Source organism: Hymenobacter cellulosilyticus (assembly GCF_022919215.1).
GTDB classification, from domain to species: domain Bacteria; phylum Bacteroidota; class Bacteroidia; order Cytophagales; family Hymenobacteraceae; genus Hymenobacter; species Hymenobacter cellulosilyticus.
In genome coordinates, this window is sequence record NZ_CP095046.1 from 5,391,477 (window position 1) to 5,412,814 (window position 21,338).

The following is a 21,338-nucleotide window of genomic DNA, read 5'->3' on the forward strand; positions in this document are numbered from 1 at the left end:
CCCCCACCGGCGCCTGGGCCACTACGCGGCCCGCCAGCAATAAGAGCGGCAGCAACAATAGGGCTCGAACAAGAGCCGGTACTTTACGAGTATGCATGTGTGGTGTCAAGGAAGAGAAACGGCGGGAAATCCGGCGGGCAGGCCAAACCTATTGATTCTGCGGCTACTTTAGGCCACGTGCTTTGCCGGTCTTCCACAAAAGTAGAAGTCCGCAGTCGGCCGAAATGCCCATTTTGCTTACCGCATTGCCCATGGAAATTACCCTTACAACGCCAGCCTTGCTTTTTCCCGCTTTGTCGTTGCTGCTACTGGCCTACACCAACCGCTTTCTGGCCTTAGTCAACATCGTGCGCACGCTCAAGACGCAGTACAAGACCACCCATAGCCCCCACCTGATTCAGCAGATACACAACCTGCGCCGGCGGGTGGAGATGGTGCGCAACATGCAGGCCGTGGGCGTAGGCTCCATGCTGGGCTGCGTGCTGGCCATGTTCCTGATTTATGCGGGCTTCAACTCGGCCGGGGCGGTAGTGTTTGGCGGCAGCCTGCTGGCGTTGCTGGTTTCATTGGGCATGTCGCTCTACGAAATCCAGATTTCGGTCGTGGCCCTACAGATTGAGCTCAACGACCTGGAAGAAAACGAGGAGCAGCGCTTAGCTCATCAGGCATAAGCTGCTGAGTTAAACGCTGCTCGTTGCTTCCGAAGCTACGGCTTCCGAAAAGGCATTTTACTGCTGGTTGCCTTCACCCGGCGTGGCGTCTTTCTCGCGGATCTGATACAGTACACTTTCGGCCACACCCCGGCCGAACAGGCTGACGCCGGCATTAAACACGCCCAACGCCAGCGTACCGGCTCCCACCCATTGGGAAGTGGGCTTGCCTTCCTGCTTCATGGCGGTGGCCCACTGAATAAGGCAGGCGCCAAAGCCAATTACGACTAGTCCGGAAGGGGCAAAAACCAGCCATTTCGTTTTATGCGTCATCGGGGTAAGAATTTAGGGTGAAACCAGAAAATCAATAGGGACTAACCACGACGGTAGCCACCAAGTTGGCAGCCAGCGTGAGCGGAAGAGCCTTAAGCTTCTTCTGCAATCGTACCTTTGGGCCTCTGGGTTACGGTCTACCGCCGAATCCTGCCGTTTAATTTGGTTCCCCTCCTGTTTTTACCGGGTGGAGTCCCTTCGTTTTCTTTCCCGATGAGCACCACTTTCTACGAACAGCTCCTGCACGAGGCCTTCCGCACGGAGGCCGAAGTTGCCCAGTACCTGTCGGCCGCCGACTTGGCCGCCTACAAAACTTTCGAGCAGGCCGGCAAGGCCGATATTGCCTTCCGCTTCGAGCGGGTGCGCCTGGCCGTGGCCATGTCCATTCTCAAGCTGCTGGCCGACCTGGGCGACCATGAGGAAAGCCGCAAGGTGATGGACGTGATGCACCGGGCCCTGAAGGCGAAGTCGGTGAATGAAATTGACGCTGTCATTACCAAGGACGCCAAGCTGTTTGAAAAGCTCTACACCAACCTCTACGTAAATGAGGACGGCGAACTGCTGCTGGGTTTGTTTGAGCGCACCCTCGACGCCGATACCAAGGCCTTGATGGAGGAAGTTATCCAGGAAACGCTGCGGGTAGCCCGGGAGCTGGACTTCAGCCACCACGACGAAGACGACGAGGAAGACGAGGCCCAGGCTGATTTGTAACGGGCATTCTGCTACTTTCCCGCCGGCAATGCCCAGTTGGGCACCGGGGGCTGGCGGGTTGGTTTTGCTTGCCTCGGCTGCCTACCTTTACCAAAATGGCCTGAGCCATCATCTAGCAGCCTTGCCGCTGCCTTTCTATTTGCCTGAATGTCTACACCTACTATTCAGTACCTGACCACCGCTGCCGAAATGGAGCAGGCCGGCACCGCTCTGCAAACTGCCAAGCGCCTGGCCGTTGACCTCGAATTCGACGACATGCGCCACCGCTACGGCCGCAACTTGGCGTTGATCCAGATTTACGACGGGCAGGTAGTCTACCTGCTCGACCCAATTCCGCTGACCAACCCGGCCCAGGAGCTGGAGCCCATCTGGGCCCTGCTGCGCGACCCGGCCGTGGAAAAGGTATTCCACAGCTGCAAGTCCGACATTCTGCTCCTCGATGAGCTTTACGGCGTACACGTGCGCAACATTCTCGACACCAGCGTGCAGTACACCCTGCTGGGCGAGTCAGACAACAACATTTCCCTGGGCCGCCTGATTCAGGCCGAACTGGGTTTGGAGGTTGATAAGGGTGAGCAGAAGTCGAACTGGCTGAAGCGTCCCCTCACCGAGGCCCAGAAGGTGTATGCCGCCAACGACGTGCTCTACCTGTTTGAGCTGGCCGACCGCCTCAAAGCCAAGCTGGACGAACTGGGCCGCACCGAATGGGCCGAACAGGAAAACGCCGCTTTGGAGGAGGTACGCTACACCCGCGACGACCGGCCTTACTTGCGCATTGCGGGCAAATACCGGATCCTGCCCGGCGAGTTGCCCCTGTTCCGCGACCTGTACATGCTGCGCGACCAGGTAGCCCGGCAGCTCGACAAGCCGCCGTACATGGTGTTTGCCAACGACCGGCTCTCGGAGCTGGTACGCGACACTCCCCGCGACGCCAATGACTGGAAAAACACCCGCGGCTTGCACCCCGAGCTGAAGCGCACGCCGTATCTGGAGCAGCTGGCGGCTCTTTCCCCCGATAAGTTTGTGGCCGTGCCCGAGCCCGCCCAAACTGGTGAGCAGCGCCGCTTTCCTTTCCGTCGCCGCCTTACCGGCGATAAGGCAGCCAAAGCTGATGCCCGCGAGCAGCTTCTAACCCAACTCAAGGGGCTTATTACGGCCGATATCAACGTGTACGTGGCTAACCTGGTGCTCTCCAACCGCCTCGTGGCCGACATCGTGGAGCTGGGCGCCGACCAAGTGTTGCGCCCCTGGCAGAAAACCATCCTGCAGGAAGCCTGCCAGCGCCACGGCCTCGACTATGGCCAGATTGCCGAGCCGTTTTAGAAACTCTAGGCCCCAAAAAAGAAAGCCGCCTTGTTAAGGCGGCTTTCTTTTTTAAAATAAGTTACTGCACCACTATATAAGCAACCCACGAAGGTTTAACTATAGCTGATTATCTACTTCGTATACTTGATTCAAATATACCTATGTATTAGGGCCTGCTCGAACAAAAATCAGTAAAAACCAGACTCTATTGTTTCAGGTATTCCTCCAATAATCAATTGTATAACAGACACTAAAATCATTAATTATAGACATTTCATTCCGCCAAAATATTGCTCATAACCGCTGAATTACAAGAAAGGCCTCTTCGTATGAAGAGGCCTTTCTTGTATAGTAAGCCTTAGCCTAGCTTGGTGTTGCCATCATACTTAGTGGGCACTCTGAAACTGAGCTTCCTCCGTAGAGCCTACCAGAGCCGAAGTGCTGGCTTTGCCGGAAGAAACAACGCTCTGCACGGCGTCGAAGTAGCCTGTACCCACGAATGACTGGTGCTTGACGGCTTTGAAACCTTGCTTCTGAAGGGCAAACTCCCGCTCCTGCAGCTCCGAGTAACCCGCCATGCCTCGGTCCCGGTAGGCCCGGGCCAACTCAAACATGCTGGTGTTGAGGGCGTGAAAGCCGGCCAGGGTAATAAACTGAAACTTGAAGCCCAGAGCGGCCAGCTCCTCCCGGAAGGTTTCCATCTGCGCCACGCTCAGCTTGGCCGCCCAGTTGAATGAAGGGGAGCAGTTATACGCCAGCAGCTTGCCCGGAAACTGCGCATGAATTCCTTCGGCAAAGGCCCGGGCCTGCTCCAAGTCGGGGTGAGAGGTTTCCATCCAGAGCAAGTCAGCGTACGGCGCATAGGCCAGGCCGCGGGCAATACAGGCCTCCACCCCGGGCCGCACCCGGTAGAACCCCTCACTGGTCCGCTCTTCGTCCGTCACTACAAAGGGCAGGTCCCGCTCGTCTACGTCGGAGGTAATCAGGTCGGCGGCATCGGCGTCGGTGCGGGCTACCACCAGCGTGGGCACGCCCAGCACATCGGCCGCCAGGCGGGCGGCTACCAGCTTGTTGATGGCCTCTTGGGTGGGCACCAGCACTTTGCCACCCAGGTGCCCACACTTCTTGGCCGAGGACAGCTGATCCTCGAAATGCACCCCGGCGGCTCCGGCCTCAATCATCATCTTCATCAACTCAAACGCGTTGAGGTTGCCCCCAAAACCCGCCTCAGCATCGGCCACGATGGGCACCAGCCAATGCACGTGGCCCTCTCCGCTCAGGTTTTGAATCTGGTCGGCGCGCAGCAGGGCGTTGTTGATGCGCCGCACTACATTTGGTACGCTGTCTACTGGGTACAGGCTTTGGTCGGGGTACATCTGACCGGCCCCGTTGGCATCGGCGGCCACCTGCCAGCCACTGAGATAAATGGCGTTGAGGCCAGCTTGCACTTCCTGCACGGCCTGATTGCCGGTCAGGGCCCCAAGGCCAGCCACGTACTGCTCGGAGTGCAGCAGCTTCCAGAGCCGCTCGGCTCCCTGCCGGGCCAGAGTATACTCGATGCGGATGGAGTTCTGCAGCTTCACCACGTCTTCGGCCGAGTAGGGCCGCTCTACACCTTGCCAGCGCGGATTAGTAGCCCAGTCATGCTTAATGGCGGCAATACGTTCTTGCTTGTTCATGGGAGAGAAGGTTGGGCAGGCCCGGCCTGCGGGTGGAAAGAAAGGCTTGAACAGGATGAATTGGAAAGCGGACAGAAAAGGCAAAGCGGGGCCTGGCAGGCTGAAAAGCCGCTTTTAAGGAAAGGCAATAAAGAAGTGGCGCACGATTTTGCTCGTGCGAATCAGGCAAAAGACCTACTGCTCAGAAGGCAGGCTTAGCTTAGCAGCTGCTCGTAAGCCGGCACGGTCAGGAACTCGACAAACTTTTCACTGGTCACGAGGCTGTCGAACAGGCGGGCGGCCGGCAGGTATTGTCCTTTGGTGTAGCGCTCCTCCCCTACTAGCGCCCGTATTTTCTCCAGCTGCTGGGGCACGTAGGACCGGTACAGCTCCACGGTAATTTCACGGCCATCGGCCAGCGTAGTACCCGGCGTATGCAGCCACTGCCACACCTGCGCCCGACTGATTTCGGCCGTAGCAGCGTCTTCCATCAGATTATAAATCGGTACGCAGCCGTTACCGCCCAGCCAGGCCTCGAGGTACTGAATGGCTACGTCGATATTGAGCTTTAGACCTTCCTCGGTAATGGTGCCCTGGGGCGCTTGCACCAGATCGGCGGCGGTTACCTTCACGTCTTCGCGCTTGTTGTCAATCTGGTTGGGCTGGGGCATGAGTTCATTGAACACGTCCAAGGCCACCGGTACCAGGCCGGGGTGGGCCACCCAGGTACCGTCGTGGCCGTTTTTGGCTTCGCGCACCTTATCCAGCCGCACTTTCTCCAGGGCGGCTTCGTTTGCTTCCGGGTCGTTCTTAATCGGAATCTGGGCGGCCATGCCCCCGATGGCGTGCACCCCGCGGCGGTGGCAGGTCTGGATAACCAACTGTGAGTAGGCCGCCATGAAAGGTACCGACATAGTTACCTGGGCGCGGTCGGGCAGGCGAAACTCTGGCTTCAGCCCCAGGCGCTTGATGTAGGAGAAGATATAGTCCCAGCGCCCGCAGTTCAGGCCCGCACTGTGCTCCCGCAGCTCGTAGAGAATTTCGTTGAGCTCAAAAGCAGCCGGCAGCGTCTCAATCAGCACCGTGGCCTTGATGGTGCACTTGGGCATTTTCAACGACCATTGGGCAAAGCCGAAAATGTCGTTCCACAGCCGGGCTTCCAGGTGACTTTCAATCTTGGGCAGGTAATAATAGGGCGCACTGCCCCGGGCACACAGCTCGTGAGCGTTGTGGAAAAAGTACAGCCCGAAGTCGAACATAGAGGCGCTAATAGGCTCCCCGTCTACCAGCACGTGCTTCTCCACCAAATGCCAGCCCCGGGGCCGCACCACGAGCGTAGCGGTTTGCTCGTTGAGCTTGTACTCTTTCGCGGGTGTGCTCAAGGAAATGGTCCGACGCACGGCGTCCCGCAGGTTGCGCTGCCCCTCTATAACGTTGGCCCAGGTTGGGGAGTTAGAATCCTCCAGATCGGCCATAAACACCTTAGCTCCGGAGTTCAGGGCATTGATAATCATCTTGCGCTCCACCGGCCCGGTAATTTCCACCCGGCGGTCCTGCAAGTCGGCGGGATGGGGGCTACGGTCCAGGGCTTATCCCGAATCATCTGGGTTTCGGGCAGGAAATCGGGCAGAATGCCGGCTTCGAAGTCGCGCTGCCGGGCCTCCCGCCGCCCCAGCAGCTCGCGGCGGGTACGGTCGAAGCGGCGGTGCAGCTCGGCCACAAAGGCTAGGGCCGAGGGCGTGAGGATTTCGGCAAACTCAGGCGAATAGGCACCCACCACTTTCACCCGCTCGGGCGTGAGGTAGGCAGGAGGCGAAACTAGGGTTTGGGAGTCGGCGAAAGGTAACATAGGCTGGATGCTTTTGGAGAGAAGCGGGAAAGAATATAACCAAACATACGTTAGCGAATTTTATTATTCAAGCGAATATTCGCTAAAGTTTATAAAAGTTGGTTTTTACCTACTTTTGCTAGGCTTTTAGCCCAATATCTTTTTCTTGTAGCCGTTCCTGCTGCCTTGGTTGGTGGTGTGGAGCCTACTTCTGTATTCCCTTATGCTTAGTCACGGTCAGGTTGTCCGGTTAATTTTCGGTTTGAAACTGCGCGAGCTACGGCAGGAACGCGGCTTCACTCCCGCCGAGCTGGCGCGGGCCTGCGACGTGTCGGTGTCGTACCTGAATGAAATAGAGAAGGGCAAGAAGTATCCTAAGGCCGATAAAATCTTGAGCCTGAGCAAAGTGCTGGAAGTAAGCTACGACCAGCTTACTTCTCTCACCCTGAGCCGCAAGCTGGAGCCCATTTCTGAGCTGCTGCAGTCGGACCTGCTCAAGGAGTTTCCGCTGGAGATGTTCGGGCTGGACCCGGTGCGCATCGTGGAGCTGATTTCGGATGCCCCAGCCAAGATGAATGCCTTCATCGGGACGCTGTTCGAAATTGCCCGCAACTACGAAATGCGGCAGGAGCACTTCTTTCTGGCGGCTCTGCGCTCCTATCAGGAGATGCACGACAACTATTTCGAAGAGCTGGAACAGGATGTGCGCACTTTCATCGGGCAGGAAAAGCTGATGGTAGCGGCACCCTTTGCCACCCGGCAGCTGGAACAGGTTCTGACCGAGAAATATGGCTACATCGTGGACCGCACCAAGCTGGGCGAGTACGTTAGCCTGGGCCGGCTGCGGTCTGTGTTTCAGCCCAAAACCAAGCGCCTGCTCATGCGCCCCGGCCTTACCCGGGCCCAGGAGGCCTTTGTGCTGGGCCGGGAACTGGCCTTCAACTACCTTAATCTGCGAGAGCGGCCCTATGTGAATGCCTCCTTCCCGGTGCGCAGCTTCGACGAGGTGCTCAACAACTTCAAGGCCTCCTATTTTGCTGGGGCCCTGCTGATGGAGGAAGAAAGCCTCACCCGGGACTTCCAGAAGCTGTTTGCCAGCAAAAAGTGGGACCCGACGGCATTTCTGGACCTGATTACCAAGTATGACGTGTCGCCGGAGATGTTCATGCAGCGCATCACCAACCTGCTGCCCCGGCACTTCGGCCTGCAGAGCCTGTTTTTCCTGCGCTTCGACCAAGCCAACGCCAACGCGGGCTTTCTGCTGACCAAGGAATTGCACCTTTCCCGCCTGCACAACCCCCACGGCAATGAGCTGCACGAGCATTACTGTCGCCGCTGGGTGTCGCTGCGCCTGATTTCGGAGTTGCGGCAGGAGCCGCTTTCCGGCGCGCCAAACACGGCTATTTCGGCCCAACGCTCCCACTACTTTGGTACCGACGACGAGTATCTGTGCCTGACCCTGGCCCGGGCCGGCGGCCCCGACGAGCCCGCCGTAAGTGTGACGGTAGGTTTGCTCAACGACGACAACCTCCGGCAGAAAATCAACTTCCTCGAAGACTTGGCCATTCCAGTGCGTATCGTGAACGAGACCTGTGAGCGGTGCGCCATCTACGACTGCGAAGTACGGGCCGCCGCCCCGTGGAAATCGAGCGGAAGCAGCGCACCAAGGATATCGAAGCCGCCATTGCCACGTTGGTCAATGCGGGGTAAATTTTAGTTGTTCGTTGTCAGAAAGAACGTTATTCCGAGCCCCGCGAGGAATCTTGCGTGCTGACGTCTGATTACTAATCCAATGAAGCCACGCTGGATGTCCCGCGTGGCTCAACATGACGTTCTACTAATAATCAGCATCCAACAACTAACCGCTATGTCGTCCGCAAAAGAACAGTTTGACCGCCAGGCTACGCACTACAACACGCAGTGGAACACCTGGAGCGAGGCGCTGCTGCGGTGGCTCCTGGAGCACGCCGACTGCCAGCCCACCGATACGGTACTAGACGTAGCCACCGGCACGGGCTTCACGGCCCTGGCCTTTGCCCCTACGTACAGTCGGTGGTGGGCTGGATGTGTCGACCGGGATGCTGGCCGAGGCCCGGAAACGGCAGCAGGAACAACGGCTGACCAACGTAACCTGGCTGGAAGGCGCAGCCGAGCAGCTGCCCTTTCCCGATGCTTCGTTCAGCATCGTCACGTGCCGGGTAGCGCCCCACCATTTCGATTCCGTGCCGCAGTTTCTGGCCGAAGTGCACCGCGTACTGCGGCCCGGTGGCCGGTTTTTGTTGGCCGACACCTCCGTGCCCGATAATAAGCCGGAGCTAAACCAGTGGCAGAATTACGTGGAAAAGCTGCGGGACCCTTCCCACGCCCGCAACCTGGAGCCGCGGGAGTGGCAGGCCGCACTAGAAATGGCAGGTCTGCAAGTAGAGAAAATCGAAGAAGCAGCCCCCGACGGGGCCATGCAGCTCAACGACTGGCTGGAAAAAGCCGGCTGCACGGGCGCAACGGCTGACTTGGTTCGCCAGGAGTTCCGGCAGGCCTCAGCGGAGGCCCAACGGGAGTTCCAGATTCGGGAGCTTCCCGATGCAGACTTTACCTTTGTGTGGCAGCGGGTGGTGGCCAAGGCCGTGAAGCCCTAAAACAAGCCGTATTTCAGCATTTTGAGTCAACAACATACTTCTACAGCTACTCCGCTCTGGTGGCGGGTCGGCCGGGTTCTGCTCCTGCTGTTGCTGCTAGCCGGCGGCATCGTTGGCTTTAAGGCTTGGCAGATTCTGTGGAAGCCCAATGTGGCTGCTTCGGCTTTCGGCCCGGCCTACCTCTACATCCGTACCGGTGCTTCCTACCAGGCCGTGCTGGATTCCCTGGAAAAGCACGAACTACTGCGCGACCCGGAAACCTTCCGGCAGGTAGCCCAGTGGCGCGACTATCCGGCCCACGTGCGCCCCGGCCGCTATTTGCTGACCCCGGAGCTGGGCAACTCGGCCCTGGTAGACAAGCTCACTCAGGGCCCCCAGGATACGGTGGCCTTCACCCTCGACGCCTTCAAGTACAAGCCCCAGCTCGTGCGCCAGGTGGCCCGGCAGCTCGAAGCCGATTCAGCCCAGCTACGCCGCCTGCTCAACGACAACGGTCTGCTGCTGCGCCGCTACCACCTCGACACGACCACCATTCTGACGATGTTCCTGCCAGGACCCTACAAGTTTGAGTGGAACACCTCGGCCACTCAGTTTCTGGATTCGGCGGCGGCCATGCACCAACGGTTCTGGACGCCCCAGCGCCGACAGCGGGCCGATTCTCTGGGCCTTTCGCCTACCCAGGTACACGTGCTGGCCAGCATCGTGCAGCGCGAAACCTCGGAGCCCACCGACAAGCCCATCATTGCCGGCGTGTACCTGAACCGGCTCAAGCGCGGCATGCGCCTGCAGGCCGACCCAACTCTGCTCTGGGCCATCGGCAACTTCGGGGTGAAACGGGTGCTCAACAAGGATAAGCTCGTAGACTCGCCCTACAACACTTACAAGCACAAAGGTCTGCCGCCCGGCCCCATCACCTCAGCCAACCGCTCCAGCCTGAACGCCGTGCTCAAGCCCGCAGCCCACAAGTACTACTTCTTCTGCGCCCGACCCGACCGGAGCGGCTTTTCGGACTTCGCCGAAACCTACGCCGACCACAAGCGCAATGCCCGCAAATACCAGCATACCCTTGACAGCCTGAAGATTCTGCGGTAAGATGCCTTAGTGTTGGTTTTATTGCAGCCGGTATAGCCTGAGCTCCCGCTTCAGCTTCAGCCTCTCAATCATATGCTGCCGTCTCATAGTCTCTTCTACGCTCAGGCCGGTGTATTCCATGTGCTCCAGAGCCAGCAGAGAGGAGGTCAGCATGGGCTCCGGCCAAATAGCCAAGGGCTTCTGCTGACGCAGCGAGTCGAACTGCTGCACATTGGTTACCCTGTAGTAATCATCCAGCAGCACGTACTGAAAACCGCGCTTGCGCAAAGCCGGAAGCTGCTTTTCGGAGGTAATGCTCACCACCGAGTCAATTCCGAACGGCGCCAGGCCCAGGCCTACGGTACTCACTACTTTCGTTGCCCGATGGGCCCGCAGCCACTCGGCCACCTGCGGGTAGCTGCTGGGCGTATAAGCATACACTTCTTCCTGAACCCAACCTATATTGAAGGTACAGGCAAGCAGTAATATCCCGACAAAGCGCCACCCGCCCACCTTTCGCCGCAGCGACAGGAAAGCCAGGATATAGAAAAGGCTATAAGCCAGCAGCAGCCCCCGCGGTGCTTTCAGCAGCAACGACATGCCCGCTAGATACGAGTAAGCCCACACGGCTAGGTAGCGCACCAGATTGATGCGTCTCAACTCCCGGAACAGCTCCCGCCGCCACAGAAACGGCACCAGCAGCACTCCCAGGAGCACCAGACACGACTCAAACCGCGCCAGAAACCACAGGTAGAAGGTAAAATCCAGCTGTACGCTGCCCTGCCGGCCGGCGGCATTAGGCGCGCCCGGAAACAGCACGTTGTAGTACACGGCCGGCCACCGGTACCAGGGCAGCCCGGCCAGCACCCCAATCAGCCCGAACACCACAAACGGCGCGGCCAGAATAAGGGCCACCCGCAGCCAGTTGCGCTGCCGCCAGAGCAGTCCGTCGCGCTGCAACAGCTCGAATACGCCCAGAATCGGCAGGGTCAGGATAAACTTGTAGTTGATGCTCAGCCCCAGCGCCAGCCAGAGCGCGACCCGCCGCAGCTGCCGGGAGCTGGGCTCTTCCAGCCGCTGGTAGTACGCTTGCAGCAACCCGGCAAACACCAGCAGCGAAGCCGAGCCCATGGTAAAGTCGCGGCCGGAGAAGGTCAGGAACACCGAGGAGCCCACAAACAGCGTCAGCAGGGCCGTTTCCCAGGGCTTGAGCTGGGCTATTCGGGTTACAAACCACGCCAGGGCCCTACCGCCGCCACGGCCAGCAGGGCATTCAGGTGCTGAAACACGTGAAAGTTGGTCGTGACCCAGGCCACCGGCACGTAGAGTACCGAAAAGCCGGGCTGCCGTGGTGAAACAGATTACGAAAATTCCCCTGGGCTATTTCCTGCACAATCTGCCAGTTGCGCACCGAGTCGTAGTCGGGCAGGGCCGCGTGGCGCAGGCCGTAAAGGCGCACTGCCGCTACCAGCACGAGGCTCAGCAGCAGGAAAAGGGCGTTTTTTCTCGTCGGATTGTCGTTCTTCGTGGCCGTCATGCGGGGTACGTGGTGCCGGTTGGCTCCGCGAAGTACGGCAACCCACCCCAACATTCAGCTTTTCCGCTTCCCGCCCTATGCGAGTAGTTATTCAGCGCGTCAGCCGCGCCAGCGTCACTGTGGAAGGCCGCATCACCGGCCAGATTGGCCCCGGCCTGCTGGTGCTGGCCGGCTTTGCCCCGACGACAACACCCAATCCCTCGACTGGATTGCCCGCAAGCTCGTGCAGATGCGCATTTTCAGCGACGAAGAAGGCAAGATGAACCGCAGCGTCCAAGACATTCAGGGGCAGGTGCTGGTCGTAAGCCAGTTTACCCTGCTGGCCGATGCCCGCAAAGGCAACCGCCCCAGCTACACCGGTGCCGCCCCGCCCCCCGTGGCCATTCCGCTCTACCAGCAGTTTGTGCAGCTGCTCGAAACCCTGCTCGGCCAGCCCGTGCCCACCGGCGAGTTTGGCGCCGACATGAAAGTAGAGCTCCTCAACGACGGCCCCGTCACCATCGTCCTCGACTCCCCGAAAGGTGAGATGGTGAGATAGTGAGATGGTGAGTTGATGTTCTAGTGTCATTGCGAGCAAAGCGAAGCAATCCGTCCTCTGAAATGTGCCGAGTTTTCTAAACTGAAAAGTCCTACCGTTTGCTCTGGCGTTAGAGCTTTCTAATAAAAGAACGTTTGTCACTAGTAGAGGAAGGATTGCCACGGGTGCGCCTCGCAATGACAGCAGGAAAAGGGCTTGCCGGTGAAAGGCTGTGCCTACCTTCGCGGAGGACGGATTGACGCCGCTTGATGCGCGGAATGTCCTGCGTCCTGGCAAAGACAGGAACGGGCGCCAGCCGAACAAAAACTCACCATCTCACCACCTCACCATTTCACCACCTATGACCATCGAAGAAGCCCAAAAAACCGTGGATACCTGGATTCAGACCACCGGGGTGCGGTATTTCAATGAGCTGACCAACATGGCCATGCTTACCGAGGAAGTCGGGGAAGTGGCCCGCATCATTGCCCGGCAGTACGGGGAGCAGTCCTTCAAGGAGTCGGATAAAGACAAAGTGCTGGCCGACGAGCTGGCCGATGTGCTCTTCGTCGTCATTTGCCTGGCCAACCAAACCGGCGTCAACCTCACCGAGGCCCTGCAGCGCAATCTGGAAAAGAAAACCCAGCGCGACGCCACCCGTCACCAGCAAAACGAGAAGCTCCGCTAGCCGAGGCACTCTGCTGTAAAAGTGTCCGAAGCTTGCTCAAGGCCGTCCGAAGCCGCTTCAATACCGTCCGAAAGCCATTCTGGGCCGTCCGAAATGGTTTCTTGACTGTCCGAAATGGTTTTTTGGGTGTCTGAAGCCGGTTCAAGACCGTCCGAAATGATTTCTTGGCCGTCCGAAACCGGTTCAGGGCCGACCGATAAGCCAACAGGGCGCCCGGAAATTGTTTCCGGGCGCCCTGTTTTTTGATTGCAGCCTACGCGCTGGGGTTAGCTGTTTACCACTAAGCGCCCGTCGCGCCAAATAGGCACTATCCGGTGCGTATCCACCTGCACGCAGTAGTCAAAGTCCTTATTGGCCTCCAGCGAATTGAGCCGCCGCACGTGCGCCGACTGTAGCAGGTAGCCCGCAAGACCCGGCTTGGCCTGCTGCCACAGGTGCAGGGCGGCCAGCGTCGCGTCACTGCTGCTCGTGTCAAACGTGGCAGCCAGGCGCTCGGCCAGGGCCCCGCCAAAGACGGTATCTTCCAGGTTGAACATTCCCTTCCAGCCCGCGCACACCACCACTACATCCTTGTTCTGCTGGCGCGCAAACTCTGCCACGGCTTCCAGGTTCAGAAAAGCCCCGATTACCACGGCATCTGCCGCTAGTGACAAGTGCAGGGCCCGGGTACCGTTGGTAGTTGTAATGGCCACGCCCCGCCCCTGCACCGGCAGCACCCCGTCGAGGTAGCCAAACGGGGAGTTGCCCAGATCGAAGCCAGCCGCCTGCCGCCCGTCCCGCTCGGCAGCCGTCAGGTAGCCCTGGGCAGCCAGCGCCTGGCAGTCTTCCAGCTCACTGAAGGGCACGATATGGGTCACGCCCGCCGCCAGGGCCGTTACAATCGAGGAGGTTGCCCGCAGAATATCCACCACCACGGCCACCTTCCCTTCCAACTGGTACAACGGCAACAGCTCCGGACTAAAGCAAATATCAACTGAGGGCATGCAAAAGGTATTAGGTAAGAAAAATGAAATAGGAACGTCATTCCGAGCTTGCAGAAGCACCGCCCCCGCAGCCGTTTCCAAGCACTACTGTCATCCTGAGCAAAGCGAAGGACCTTATCACGTTAGCATGGGTCGTAACAACGATTTTGCTCTGACGTGGTAAGGTCCTTCGCTTTGCTCAGGATGACAGGTACAATTGCTAAGCAGAAAGCCAGTTACGCCTCCTCCGTGCCTTTCACGAAGGGCAGCTTAACCACCGTAGCGGGGAAGTTCTTACCCCGCACCTGCACGAAGATCTGGCCGCCGGGCGCGCTGAACTCGGTTTTCACGTAGCCCAGGCCTATACCCTTGCTCAACGAGGGGACTGAGTACCGGAAGTCACCTCCCCGATTTTCTCCCCGGCCTCGTTTACCAGCTCGTAGTGGCTGCGCGGAATACCGGCCCCATCCATCAGGAAAGCCACCAGCTTACGGCTTACGCCCTGCTCCTTCTGAGCCTTGAGGTTGGCCGAGTTAGTAAACTCCTTGGTAAACTTGGTAATCCAGCCCAGGCCCGCCTCCAGCGGCGAAGTCGAGTCGTCAATATCATTGCCGTAGAGCGAGAAGCCCATTTCCAGGCGCAGCGTGTCGCGCGCCCCCAGCCCGATGGGCTTCAGGCCGAAGGGCTGCCCGGCTTCCATAATCTTGTCCCACACCTGCTGGGCGTGCTCGTTAGGGATATACAGCTCGAAGCCGCCGGCCCCGGTGTAGCCCGTAGCCGAGATGATGACGTTGGGCGCGCCAGCAAACGTGCCCTGCACGAAGCTGTAGTACGGAATGCTTTTCAGGTCGGCGTCGGTCAGGCTTTGCAGCGCCTCGGCCGCCTTAGGACCCTGCACGGCGAACAGGCTGGTCTGGTCGGAAATGTTTTCAAGCTCGGCCCCGCCGGTGTTGAACTGGCTGATCCAGTTCCAGTCTTTCTCAATGTTGGAGGCATTTACGACCAGCATGTAGTCTTCGTCGGCCAGCTTGTACACCAGCAGGTCGTCCACGATGCCGCCTTCTTGGTTGGGCAGGCAGGAGTACTGAGCCTTGCCATCGGCGAGCTTGCTGGCGTCGTTGCTGGTTACGCGCTGAATCAGGTCCAGGGCCTGGGGCCACGCACCCGAAACTCGCCCATGTGCGACACGTCGAAAATACCCACAGCCCGCCGTACGGTGCGGTGCTCTTCCAGGTCGGAGGAGTAGCGCACGGGCATGTTATACCCGGCAAAGGGGACCATTTTGGCACCTAGCTGCTGGTGCACGTCATTCAGGACAACGGTTTTGAGTTCTTCGGCCATGGGGCGGGTTGGGAAGTAGAGAAGGTGGTTTGCGTAGGTCCCTTAGAAAGGACCGGGCGAAATTAGCCATTTCCCCCGGCCGGATCGTACAGACTTCATCCGTACGCCCCACTTCTGCTACGACTCGCCGGGGCGTAACCACCTTTTTTGCCGGGTTGGCTACCTTTGCCCTTCTCTTTCAGCATGCCGCCCGCGGGCAGTTATTTATGGATTCAGATATTAAACAGGACTTTGAAACGGCAATGCTCAAGCACCTGCTGTTCAAATCCAAGCTCCGCTCTTTTCTCTACGGCAGTGCCTTGGCCGAAGGTCCGGCCCGTGACCCGGACCAGTGCAGCCTCGGCATCTGGATTACGGAGCGCCGCCGCAGCGAGTGGGGCCACGTGCCCGAATGGGCCGCCCTGGACCGGGCTCACCGGCAGGTGCATGCCCAGGCCAATCAGCTCATGGACATGTACCTGCAGGGCTTTACCGAGCAGGCTCGCGAGGGCCTGACCGAGTTGCTCCCCCTCACCGACCGAATCACGCAGCTGCTGCAAACTATCCAGGACAAGCTGCGTACGCCTCGCTAACTCAACCAGTCCTTTCCGTAGCGGCGCTGCATGAAGCTTAAGCTTTCCACCAAGTTATTTGCCGGCTTCCTGGTCATTTCGGCCCTGTTTGCCCTGGTCGTGTTCGTCAATTACCAGCTCTCGCGCCAGGTGCTGCGCAACTCCGAGCGGGTCCAGGCCTCCCAGATTATCACGGCCGAGGCGTCCACACTGTTTCGCAACATCATCGACATGGAATCCGGCTTCCGGGGGTTTATGCTCATTGGCAGCGAAGCCGTGCTTCAGCCCTATTACAAAGGGGAACAGGAGCTGCTGAAGCAGTTTGCGAACCTGCGCAGCCAGATAGCACTCGACGACCCGCAGTACGCCCGCATCCAGCGCACCCAGCGCCTGTACCAGCAGTGGTCGGCTTACTCTCACCTGCTCATCAGTGAAAAGCGCGAGGCCCGCCGCCGCAACCCCAACCAGATTGGCATGGAGGGCATGGCCCACCGGCAGCTGGCCGAAAGCCTGACGGGCAAGCAGATCATGGACCAGATTCGGGTGCTGTTTGCCGGCTTCGAGCGCACCGAGCTGGCCGACCGCGACAAAGTGCGGCAGAAGCTGGAGGACAGTATTCGCCAGACCCGCCTGATTTCGATTATCGTCACGGTGCTGGCCATCGGCATCGGCCTGCTTTGGGCGTCTTACATTACCCGCCTCATTGCGCACCGCATTGATATGATGGTGGGCCTGTCGACCCAGATTGCCACCGGCGACTACAACACCCGCATTCAGGATACCTCCCAGGACGAGCTCACCGAGCTGGCCGACTCGCTCAACGTCATGGCCCGCACCATCGACTCGACCATCACCCAGCTGGAGCGCCGCAACCAGGAGCTCGACCAGTTTGCCTACGTGGTGTCGCACGATTTGAAAGCGCCGCTGCGGGGCATTGAAAGCGCCTCCCGCTGGATTGAGGAAGACATGGGCAAGGACGTCCCCGACCATATCCGCGAATTTCTGATGCTGATGCGGACCCGGGTGCACCGCATGGAAAACCTGATCAGCGGCATCCTAGACCTGGCCCGTATTGGGCGCACCAAGCAGGCCGATGAGCGAATCAATGTGCGGGAACTGCTTAACGAAATCGTAGATTCCCTGGCCCCCCGACCGGTTTCAGGGTGGAACTGCCCACGTATCTGCCCACCATGACCTCGAACCGGGTGCAGCTGCAGCAGGTCTTCACCAACCTGATCAGCAACGCCCTGAAGTACCATGACCGTCCTGAGCAGGGCGTGGTGCGTATTGGCTGCCGCGAAGACCGGCAACAGTACACCTTTTCTATTGCCGACAACGGCCCGGGCATCGACCCGGAGTACCACGAGCGGATTTTCGTCATTTTCCAGACTTTGGTAGAGCGCGACACGCTGGAAAGTACGGGCGTGGGCCTGGCCATCGTTAAGAAAATCGTGGAGCGGCAGGGCGGTACCATTCACGTCGAATCCTCAGAAGGACAAGGGGCTACCTTCATCTTCACCTGGCCCAAAGAGCGGGCTATGCACGCCGAACGCCGAATTACAGCCGCTCAATCGGCTCCTAAGACCGTCTGAATATTAAAACTTCCGTATAGAAGGCAGATTTAGATTCGACTTTTCCTTTCCCAATATGTCTACCGCCGAAGTTGCCCCCAGTATTCTGCTCGTTGAAGACGACCAGATGGATATCATGAATGTGCAGCGGGAGTTACGTAAACACGATATCAACGTCCCCTCCACATCGCCAAAAACGGCCGTGAAGCCCTGCAGCTCCTTAAGGGCGAAGGCGGGCAGAACCAGATCAGCAAACCCAGCGTGGTAATGCTCGACATCAACATGCCCCGCATGAACGGCCTGGAGCTGCTGGACGCTCTGCGCTCCGACCCCGAATTTGTGGGCCTGAACGTATTTATCATGACCACCTCCGACCTGGAAACCGACCGTCTCAAAGCCCGGGACCTGGCCGTGAGCGGCTATATTATCAAGCCCCTCAACTTCGATAAGTTCGGCGAAGGCGGCTCCACCGTCGACGGTTTCAGCCTCTTCCTAGATTTGCTCCGCCTGAAAGATTAAATGGTGAATTTGTGAGATGGTGAACTCGTGAGTTGTCGTTCAACTGGCGCTTGCGAAGGCTTCTCCCCACCTACCTGACTACTGGTTTTATCAACGTAAAAAAGCCCTTTCCCACAAACGTAGGAAGAGGCTTTTTTACGTTAAGTTGGGGCTGACACTTACCGAAGGAAGGTCCTTTGCTTCACGCCGCTTAACATAACAAGCGCTAACTGAACGACAACTCACGAGTTCACCATCTCACAAATTCACCACTCAAAGCAGCCGGAAGCCCATGCGGTGATGCTCGCTAGGGCCGTACTCCCGGATGGCGGCGCGGTGCTTTTCGGTGGGGTAGCCGGCATTCTGCTCCCAGCCGTACATGGGAAACTCCAGAGCCAACTCGTGCATTCGGTCGTCGCGGAAGGTCTTGGCCAGCACCGAAGCGGCGGCAATGCTGCGGTAGCGCCCATCCCCTTTCACAAAGCAGGTGTGCTCGATGCCCAGATACGGCCGGAACCGGTTGCCATCCACAATCAGATGCTCCGGAACCTGCGTTAATAAAGCTACCGCCCGGTGCATAGCCAGGTAGCTGGCCTGGGCAATATTGATGGAGGCAATTTCGGTGGTGTTGGCTTCGCCCACGGCCCAAGCCACGGCCTCCCGGCAGATTTCCTTGCGGATGGTTTCGCGCCGCTTGGCCGTCATCAGCTTGGAGTCGTTGAGGTAAGCAGGAGCAAAATCGGGCGGCAGAATAACGGCGGCGGCGAAGACCGGGCCGGCCAGGCAGCCGCGGCCGGCTTCGTCGAGGCCCGCTTCGAGGCGGAGTCCGGTGTGGGAGGCAAGCAGCATATACCGACAAAGGTAGGACGCCACCATCGGGCCACCCAATCCGGTCCGCAAACAAAAAGGCCTCCCCGGCTGCCGCAGCAACCGGAGAGGCCCTTTTTGGGGTACGCGTTTTTAAAGCTTAGTGACGACCAGCAGTAGTACCGGCGTCGGGTAGATCCGGCTCACCACGACGGTTGCCCTGCTTATCACGGGGGCCTTCGTCGAGGGCAGCATCTTCATCAGTAGTAATGTACTCGTTGGTTATCGGACCAAGACCGCCGGTATTCTGGGCCAGCTCGGCTTCTGCTTGGGCGTGCTTCAGGTTGAACAGTGGGTCTCCGGGCTGGGACTGGGCGGACTGGTTTTTGGGTTGATTTGCCATAAAAATATCCGGTACCGGCTGGGATGTAAACAGCCAATTACTGACTGGTACGCACCCCACAGCGTTGGGGTTGAGGCCTGGCCGGCCTAGGGCCTAACAAGATTTTGGCGTAGGGCTCAGGAAAATTTGAACACAAAAAAAGCCGCTGCTCTAGGCAACGGCTCTTAATTTTGCACCGACCGGAAGAAATTCATCCACCCTACTCCTTGACCCGGTCGGAGTGTACACAAGACAGAGACTTCCTTTCCACAACCTCTATCTGTGCTGGTTCCTTTCTACGACAAAACTACTTGGTGTCAGGCGTTTATTGGGGTGTTTTTGTCAAACGCGGCTTCTCACCCGACTAACCCGGCTTGTAGCCCGATGGACATGAAATGCCCTTCTGGGCTAGCAGCGAAATACTACCTTTACGTAGTTCAGCAGTTCTGACTTACCTTCTCATATGAGCCATATTCCTTCTTCCGACTTCGACGAAACCCGCAATCCGTGGCAAATTCTTAGCTCCGAGCTGACCTATCAGAACCCCTGGATTCGGGTGCGGGAAGATCAGGTTATCAACCCTAAAGGGGGCCGGGGCATTTACGGAGTGGTATCGATGAAGAACAAGGCCCTGGGAATCGTGCCCGTGGACGCGGAAGGAAATACCTGGCTGGTGGGCCAGTACCGCTACCCGCTGAATGAGTACTCCTGGGAAATTCCGATGGGTGGTGGCCCGATTGAGCTGGACGTCCTGGAATCGGCCCAGCGGGAGCTTAAGGAAGAAACCGGCTTCACGGCCAAGCGCTGGACCAAAATTGCCCGTTTGCACACTTCCAACTCGGTAACCGATGAGGAAGGCTTTGTGTACTTAGCCGAAGACCTCGAAGCTGGCGAAGTAGAGCCCGAGGAAACCGAGGACCTGCGCCTGTGGAAGCTGCCCCTGGCCGAAGCCGTGGCCATGGTAATGGACGACCGAATTACCGACGCCATCAGCGTGGCGGGTTTGCTTAAGGCCGAAAAGGTATTGCAAAGCCGGCAGGTTCAGTAACGGCCCAGCCCGTCTGCGGCACGGCCGAAAACCTGCCGGCAAACTGCTTCTAAGAATATAGCTTGTATTTTTGCCGGTATGCGTCGACTGTTGCATTACCTCTGGCACCGCATCTACACCACCTGGAGCACGTTCTGGTTTGTGCTGCCCTTCGTGGTCACCTATCCGATTCAGGTGCTGCTGGGCCGCAAGCCGTCCTTGCACCGCCACCTGCACGCCATCAACCGGGGCTGGTCATCGTTTGCCATTCGTATGTGGGGCATGCCCGTGGATATCGTCCGCAAACAGCCGCTACCGGCCGAGCAGCCCTGCATCTACGTTTCCAACCACAGCTCTTACATTGACATTCCGGTCCTATTTAAGGCCATTCCGGGCTTCTTGAACATCATTGGCAAGAGTGCCCTGGCTAAGGTGCCGCTCTGGGGGCCCATTTTCGGCAGCGTTTATATCACCGTGAATCGCAACAGCGCCGTGAGCCGGGGCCGAGCCATGGTGCAGGCCAAGCAAAGTCTGGAAGCCGGCCGCTCGGTGGTGATTTTTCCGGAGGGCACCATTTCCAAAAAGCCCGGCGAGGAAATGGGTCCGTTCAAGGACGGGGCCTTTCAGTTGGCCATTGCTACTGGCGTGCCCATCGTGCCAGTTTCCATGCCATTGAACCACCGGTTTATGCCCGATGTTGGCGGTATCCGGGTACGTTACACGCCCTTGCAGGTAGTAATTCACGAGCCTATCTTCACCCAGGGCCTGACCAATGCCGACGTGCCCCGCATCCGGGACCAAGCTTTTCGTACTATTGCCAGCGCGTTTCGTCCCGAGGCTGCCGGCATTCCGGAACCTTCCCGCCTGGGCAAACGCCCCGTGGCACCTGCCGTCGACCCGGACCTGCAGCCAAGCCCGGAGCAGGTTCTGCCCAATTCTTAAGTTGAACTCCTTATTTTCCTTTTACCTGTGAGCACCGATTTATCAACCCTGCGCAAACTGGCCCATCTTTCCCGCCTCGAATTCGACGCTACGAAAGAGCAGCAGATGCTCGGCGACCTGAACAAGATTCTGGACTGGGTGGCCCAGCTCAGCGAGCTGGACACGACCAACGTGGAGCCGCTGGTGCATCTGTCGCACGAAATCAATGTACTGCGCCCCGATGAAGCCCGTAACTCGGTAAGTCACCAGGAAGGCCTGCGCAACGCCCCGCGCAAGGATTCCGACTACTTCCGCGTACCTAAAGTGCTGGAATAACCTTCTGT

Annotated in this window: 23 protein-coding genes and 2 pseudogenes; 15 read left to right on the forward strand and 10 right to left on the reverse strand. The window is 58.6% G+C overall.

Annotation, left to right across the window (positions count from 1 at the left end):
• Positions 1–251 precede the first annotated feature (251 nt).
• Complete coding sequence (locus tag MUN79_RS26355) at positions 252–671, forward strand: DUF2721 domain-containing protein (RefSeq protein WP_244675453.1); 420 nt, start codon at positions 252–254, stop codon at positions 669–671.
• 57 nt (positions 672–728) lie between these two features.
• Here the strand turns inward: MUN79_RS26355 and MUN79_RS26360 are convergent, their stop codons facing one another.
• Positions 729–983, reverse strand: coding sequence for a hypothetical protein (locus MUN79_RS26360; protein WP_244675454.1), 255 nt, complete (start codon positions 981–983; stop codon positions 729–731).
• A gap of 213 nt (positions 984–1,196) precedes the next feature.
• Between MUN79_RS26360 and MUN79_RS26365 the strand changes: the two genes are divergently transcribed.
• Positions 1,197–1,694 (forward strand): hypothetical protein, encoded by a 498-nt coding sequence (locus tag MUN79_RS26365; protein WP_244675455.1) that lies wholly within the window; start codon positions 1,197–1,199, stop codon positions 1,692–1,694.
• A 147-nt stretch (positions 1,695–1,841) separates the two neighbouring features.
• The gene (locus MUN79_RS26370) at positions 1,842–3,017 is read left to right on the forward strand and encodes a ribonuclease D (protein ID WP_244675456.1); all 1,176 of its coding nucleotides are present in this window, start codon (positions 1,842–1,844) and stop codon (positions 3,015–3,017) included.
• A gap of 368 nt (positions 3,018–3,385) precedes the next feature.
• On the opposite strand, the gene aceA is transcribed toward MUN79_RS26370, so the two are convergent.
• From aceA to MUN79_RS31525, 3 genes are all read right to left on the reverse strand, one after another.
• Positions 3,386–4,678, reverse strand: a complete 1,293-nt coding sequence (gene aceA / locus MUN79_RS26375; protein ID WP_244675457.1) for an isocitrate lyase — start codon at positions 4,676–4,678, stop codon at positions 3,386–3,388.
• 194 nt (positions 4,679–4,872) lie between these two features.
• Positions 4,873–6,216 carry a malate synthase A gene (gene aceB / locus MUN79_RS26380; protein WP_311136607.1) on the reverse strand — a complete coding sequence of 448 codons (1,344 nt, stop codon included), beginning with the start codon at positions 6,214–6,216 and terminating at the stop codon, positions 4,873–4,875.
• On the reverse strand, positions 6,168–6,506 hold the full coding sequence (locus tag MUN79_RS31525) for a hypothetical protein (protein ID WP_311136608.1): 339 nt from the start codon (positions 6,504–6,506) through the stop codon (positions 6,168–6,170). The genes aceB and MUN79_RS31525 overlap by 49 nt, the downstream gene beginning before the upstream one ends.
• A 241-nt stretch (positions 6,507–6,747) precedes the next feature.
• On the opposite strand from MUN79_RS31525, the gene MUN79_RS26385 reads away from it, so the two are divergent.
• The 3 genes from MUN79_RS26385 (at position 6,748) to mltG (ending at position 10,213) form a co-directional block, all read left to right on the forward strand.
• Positions 6,748–8,202 carry a helix-turn-helix domain-containing protein gene (locus MUN79_RS26385; protein WP_244675458.1) on the forward strand — a complete coding sequence of 485 codons (1,455 nt, stop codon included), beginning with the start codon at positions 6,748–6,750 and terminating at the stop codon, positions 8,200–8,202.
• 316 nt (positions 8,203–8,518) lie between these two features.
• Positions 8,519–9,121, forward strand: coding sequence for a class I SAM-dependent methyltransferase (locus tag MUN79_RS26390; protein ID WP_244675459.1), 603 nt, complete (start codon positions 8,519–8,521; stop codon positions 9,119–9,121).
• A gap of 21 nt (positions 9,122–9,142) precedes the next feature.
• Positions 9,143–10,213 (forward strand): endolytic transglycosylase MltG, encoded by a 1,071-nt coding sequence (gene mltG, locus MUN79_RS26395; protein WP_244675460.1) that lies wholly within the window; start codon positions 9,143–9,145, stop codon positions 10,211–10,213.
• A gap of 18 nt (positions 10,214–10,231) precedes the next feature.
• Here mltG and MUN79_RS26400 read toward each other — a convergent pair whose 3' ends face one another.
• Together MUN79_RS26400 and MUN79_RS26405 are read right to left on the reverse strand one after the other, a co-directional pair.
• On the reverse strand, positions 10,232–11,368 hold the full coding sequence (locus tag MUN79_RS26400; RefSeq protein ID WP_244675461.1) for a hypothetical protein: 1,137 nt from the start codon (positions 11,366–11,368) through the stop codon (positions 10,232–10,234).
• Between the two features lie 97 nt (positions 11,369–11,465).
• Entirely contained in the window at positions 11,466–11,783 is a 318-nt protein-coding gene (locus MUN79_RS26405; RefSeq protein WP_244675462.1) for a hypothetical protein, read from the reverse strand.
• A 23-nt stretch (positions 11,784–11,806) separates the two neighbouring features.
• Here MUN79_RS26405 and dtd point away from each other — a divergent pair.
• Both dtd and MUN79_RS26415 read left to right on the forward strand, forming a co-directional pair.
• Positions 11,807–12,267 (forward strand): annotated as a pseudogene (gene dtd, locus MUN79_RS26410) (D-aminoacyl-tRNA deacylase).
• Between the two features lie 340 nt (positions 12,268–12,607).
• Positions 12,608–12,934 (forward strand): nucleotide pyrophosphohydrolase, encoded by a 327-nt coding sequence (locus tag MUN79_RS26415; RefSeq protein ID WP_054411554.1) that lies wholly within the window; start codon positions 12,608–12,610, stop codon positions 12,932–12,934.
• 266 nt (positions 12,935–13,200) lie between these two features.
• On the opposite strand, the gene MUN79_RS26420 is transcribed toward MUN79_RS26415, so the two are convergent.
• Together MUN79_RS26420 and gcvT are read right to left on the reverse strand one after the other, a co-directional pair.
• Positions 13,201–13,917 (reverse strand): 2-phosphosulfolactate phosphatase, encoded by a 717-nt coding sequence (locus MUN79_RS26420; RefSeq protein ID WP_244675463.1) that lies wholly within the window; start codon positions 13,915–13,917, stop codon positions 13,201–13,203.
• Between the two features lie 215 nt (positions 13,918–14,132).
• Positions 14,133–15,237, reverse strand: a pseudogene (gcvT, locus tag MUN79_RS26425) (glycine cleavage system aminomethyltransferase GcvT).
• 206 nt (positions 15,238–15,443) lie between these two features.
• On the opposite strand from gcvT, the gene MUN79_RS26430 reads away from it, so the two are divergent.
• The 4 genes from MUN79_RS26430 (at position 15,444) to MUN79_RS26445 (ending at position 17,878) form a co-directional block, all read left to right on the forward strand.
• Positions 15,444–15,809, forward strand: a complete 366-nt coding sequence (locus tag MUN79_RS26430) for a CZB domain-containing protein (protein ID WP_244675464.1) — start codon at positions 15,444–15,446, stop codon at positions 15,807–15,809.
• Positions 15,810–15,839: 30 nt separating this feature from the next.
• Positions 15,840–16,982: a sensor histidine kinase gene (locus MUN79_RS26435; RefSeq protein ID WP_244675465.1), complete on the forward strand. Its 1,143-nt coding sequence runs from the start codon at positions 15,840–15,842 to the stop codon at positions 16,980–16,982.
• Entirely contained in the window at positions 16,952–17,380 is a 429-nt protein-coding gene (locus MUN79_RS26440) for a sensor histidine kinase (protein ID WP_244675466.1), read from the forward strand. The genes MUN79_RS26435 and MUN79_RS26440 overlap by 31 nt, the downstream gene beginning before the upstream one ends.
• Before the next feature lie 225 nt (positions 17,381–17,605).
• The gene (locus MUN79_RS26445; protein ID WP_244678394.1) at positions 17,606–17,878 is read left to right on the forward strand and encodes a response regulator; all 273 of its coding nucleotides are present in this window, start codon (positions 17,606–17,608) and stop codon (positions 17,876–17,878) included.
• 252 nt (positions 17,879–18,130) lie between these two features.
• Here the strand turns inward: MUN79_RS26445 and rnhB are convergent, their stop codons facing one another.
• Both rnhB and MUN79_RS26455 read right to left on the reverse strand, forming a co-directional pair.
• A complete protein-coding gene (gene rnhB / locus MUN79_RS26450) occupies positions 18,131–18,706 on the reverse strand; it encodes a ribonuclease HII (protein ID WP_244675467.1) in 576 nt (191 codons plus the stop codon).
• A gap of 118 nt (positions 18,707–18,824) precedes the next feature.
• On the reverse strand, positions 18,825–19,067 hold the full coding sequence (locus MUN79_RS26455) for a hypothetical protein (protein WP_244675468.1): 243 nt from the start codon (positions 19,065–19,067) through the stop codon (positions 18,825–18,827).
• Between the two features lie 442 nt (positions 19,068–19,509).
• Here MUN79_RS26455 and MUN79_RS26460 point away from each other — a divergent pair, with 442 nt between their 5' ends.
• The 3 genes from MUN79_RS26460 to gatC all read left to right on the forward strand — a co-directional run bounded on the left by MUN79_RS26460 (position 19,510) and on the right by gatC (position 21,330).
• Positions 19,510–20,094: an NUDIX domain-containing protein gene (locus MUN79_RS26460; RefSeq protein WP_244675469.1), complete on the forward strand. Its 585-nt coding sequence runs from the start codon at positions 19,510–19,512 to the stop codon at positions 20,092–20,094.
• 78 nt (positions 20,095–20,172) lie between these two features.
• Positions 20,173–21,015 (forward strand): lysophospholipid acyltransferase family protein, encoded by an 843-nt coding sequence (locus tag MUN79_RS26465; RefSeq protein ID WP_244675470.1) that lies wholly within the window; start codon positions 20,173–20,175, stop codon positions 21,013–21,015.
• A gap of 27 nt (positions 21,016–21,042) precedes the next feature.
• The gene (gene gatC / locus MUN79_RS26470; RefSeq protein ID WP_135397914.1) at positions 21,043–21,330 is read left to right on the forward strand and encodes an Asp-tRNA(Asn)/Glu-tRNA(Gln) amidotransferase subunit GatC; all 288 of its coding nucleotides are present in this window, start codon (positions 21,043–21,045) and stop codon (positions 21,328–21,330) included.
• The last annotated feature ends 8 nt before the right edge of the window (positions 21,331–21,338 follow it).